General features: G+C 30.9%; 3 protein-coding genes. All 3 read right to left on the reverse strand.

What is annotated here, in order from left to right; genetic code table 11:
• The coding region (locus KA828_RS08325; RefSeq protein WP_191962161.1) for a replication/maintenance protein RepL at positions 1-225 on the reverse strand (225 nt) is incomplete at its 3' end.
• Between the two features lie 447 nt (positions 226-672).
• Positions 673-1407: a 23S rRNA (adenine(2058)-N(6))-methyltransferase Erm(C) gene (erm(C), locus tag KA828_RS08330; RefSeq protein WP_001003263.1), complete on the reverse strand. Its 735-nt coding sequence runs from the start codon at positions 1405-1407 to the stop codon at positions 673-675.
• A 756-nt stretch (positions 1408-2163) separates the two neighbouring features.
• Positions 2164-2415, reverse strand: a 252-nt coding sequence (locus tag KA828_RS08335) for a replication/maintenance protein RepL (RefSeq protein WP_191962145.1), incomplete at its 5' end; no start/stop codon positions are given.

Here is a 2415-nt window from a genome sequence, read left to right on the forward strand (position 1 = left end):
CATTGTATTGTTACTTAAGTGGACATTATCTAGGATATAGTTAACGATTTTAAGTTTTTTTCCGCCAATCATATCTAACATACTTATTAATTGCACTATATATGCCTTTACGAAGTTACCAGACGTTTGTTTACGGTATAACTTGTCTACCTCTATGACTTCTCCACTTTCTTCGTCTATGAGCCTCTGAGAGCCTTTATAGACTGTTCCATATCTTTCTTTCATCTTTTTCTCACTCCTTATTTTAAACTATTCTAACTATATCATAACTGTTCTAAAAAAAAAAGAACATTTGTTAAAAGAAATTAGAACAAAATGAGTGAAAAATTAGAACAAACAAATTCCTTATAAACCTTATCATCTCAACCTATATTAAGATTTTACCTAGTTGAATCTTCTTTTCTATATAAAGCGTCGGAGCATATCAGGGGGTTATCTAACGTAAATGCTACCCTTCGGCTCGCTTTCGCTCGGCATTGACGTCAGATACTGCACCCCCTGAACCCCCATGCTCCAACAGCAAAAAGGAAACTTTTTGCTGCTTTTCCGACGCTTATTCGCTTCGCTCATATTTATATAGAAAAGAAGTGAATGCGCAAAAGACATAATCGATTCACAAAAAATAGGTACACGAAAAACAAGTTAAGGGATGCAGTTTATGCATCCCTTAACTTACTTATTAAATAATTTATAGCTATTGAAAAGAGATAAGAATTGTTCAAAGCTAATATTGTTTAAATCGTCAATTCCTGCATGTTTTAAGGAATTGTTAAATTGATTTTTTGTAAATATTTTCTTGTATTCTTTGTTAACCCATTTCATAACGAAATAATTATACTTCTGTTTATCTTTGTGTGATATTCTTGATTTTTTTCTATTTAATCTGATAAGTGAGCTATTCACTTTAGGTTTAGGATGAAAATATTCTCTTGGAACCATACTTAATATAGAAATATCAACTTCTGCCATTAAAAATAATGCCAATGAGCGTTTTGTATTTAATAATCTTTTAGCAAACCCGTATTCCACGATTAAATAAATCTCATCAGCTATACTATCAAAAACAATTTTGCGTATTATATCCGTACTTATGTTATAAGGTATATTACCAAATATTTTATAGGATTGGTTTTTAGGAAATTTAAACTGCAATATATCCTTGTTTAAAACTTGGAAATTATCGTGATCAACAAGTTTATTTTCTGTAGTTTTGCATAATTTATGGTCTATTTCAATGGCAGTTACGAAATTACACCTCTGTACTAATTCAAGGGTAAAATGCCCTTTTCCTGAGCCGATTTCAAAGATATTATCATGTTCATTTAATCTTATATTTGTCATTATTTTATCTATATTATGTTTTGAAGTAATAAAGTTTTGACTGTGTTTTATATTTTTCTCGTTCATTATAACCCTCTTTAATTTGGTTATAATGAATTTTGCTTATTAACGATTCATTATAACCACTTATTTTTTCCTCCTTATAAAATTAGTATAATTATAGCACGAGCTCTGATAAATATGAACATGATGAGTGATCGTTAAATTTATACTGCAATCTGATGCGATTATTGAATAAAAGATATGAGAGATTTATCTAGTTTCTTTTTTTACAAGAAAAAAGAAAGTTCTTAAAGGTTTTATACTTTTGGTCGTAGAGCACACGGTTTAACGACTTAATTACGAAGTAAATAAGTCTAGTGTGTTAGACTTTAATGTTTTTTTAAGGCATTAGTGCATTTAAGCGTCAGAGCATGGCTTTATGCCGAGAAAACTATTGGTTGGAATGGCGTGTGTGTTAGCCAAAGCTTTGGCGAGTTGGTTGGGGGTTTCATGGGATTAATCCCATGAAAGTACCAACTCAACAACACACTAACGCCTGTTGGTTCCAACCAATAGGAAATTGGAATAAGCAATTAGTATAATGAGAGTATAATGTTGGTATAACGTTAGTATAATGATGCTTTTTTTCATTATATTTTTTATGTACTTTAAACCTGCACGCTTATGTGAATTAGAAAAAGCTTAATCGCATTTCATAGATTGACCTCCCAATAACTACGTGGTGTTATTGGGAGGTCAATCTATTTCATTTGCGTTAAGCTTTTGATCTACATTAAGCGTGCAGGTTTTTTGTCTATTTGTAGACGATTTTATGTTATACTAGTCCTTGAAAGAATAATAATCAGATAATGCATTTTCTTGTTTTTCATTTGCCTCTTGCTCAAAGTTCCCAAATTCGAGTAAGAGGTATTTTTGTTTTTGGTCGTCGCCTCTCATTAGTAGTTCAGGGTTTAACATTAATACTCCAGTTTTTCTTTTTATAATATTTCCTTCTTCTAAGATTTTAAGTGTTGTTATTACTGTTTGTAGACTTGTTCCTGTAGCTTTTGCTATTTCTCTTGTTGTAGCTAT

This window comes from Staphylococcus sp. GDY8P85P (genome assembly GCF_017892405.1).
Lineage (GTDB): Bacteria > Bacillota > Bacilli > Staphylococcales > Staphylococcaceae > Staphylococcus > Staphylococcus borealis.